This window comes from Maribellus luteus (assembly GCF_003576475.1).
GTDB lineage: Bacteria > Bacteroidota > Bacteroidia > Bacteroidales > Prolixibacteraceae > Draconibacterium > Draconibacterium luteum.
The window spans coordinates 1-544 of sequence record NZ_QWGR01000231.1 but is presented as its reverse complement, the minus strand read 5'-3'; the positions used below and the strand labels follow the sequence as shown (position 1 = coordinate 544).

Below are 544 nucleotides of genomic sequence, written 5' to 3'. Positions count from 1 at the left end.
CGTAGAACGTGCGCGCGCCGACAAGCGCCACGGCAAAGCCGCCTCGAGCCAGGCGGGCAACTTCGTGAAGGAAGAGATGGATCACATCCGCGAAGGCAAGCACGGTGCGAAAAACACCAAGCAGGCCATTGCGATTGGTCTATCGAAGGCACGCCGCTCTGGCGTTGCCGTCAAGCCGCCGGGGGAAGGCAAGGCATCGGCCTCCACCCGCAAGAAGGCGGAACATGATCTCAAGGCCGGCAGCAAGACGGGCAACAAAACCGGCAGCCACGCCAGTGCGAGCAAGGAATCCACGGCCAAGCGCAGTAAAACCACAACTCGCACGCTGAAGAAGGAAGGCCATTCGGCGGCGTCCAAATCATCGTTGTCCAAGCAGGCACACAGCGCGGCGTCGAAGCGTTCGAGCAGCGAGCGCTCGTCAGCGGCCAAGAAAGGCGCCGCCACCAAGGGCGCGGCAGGCCGTTCGGCTGCCGCAAAGAAGGCAGCCCGCACGCGCGCCTCCCACGCCAAGTAAATTTTTCCTGTCCGATCTGAAGGCGGCCCA

At 63.4% G+C, this 544-nt stretch carries 1 protein-coding gene; it reads left to right on the top strand.

What is annotated here, in order from left to right; translation table 11 throughout:
• Positions 1 to 514, top strand: a 514-nt coding sequence (locus tag D1614_RS28710) for a DNA-binding protein (RefSeq protein ID WP_119440537.1), incomplete at its 5' end; no start/stop codon positions are given.
• Between the last annotated feature and the right edge of the window lie 30 nt (positions 515 to 544).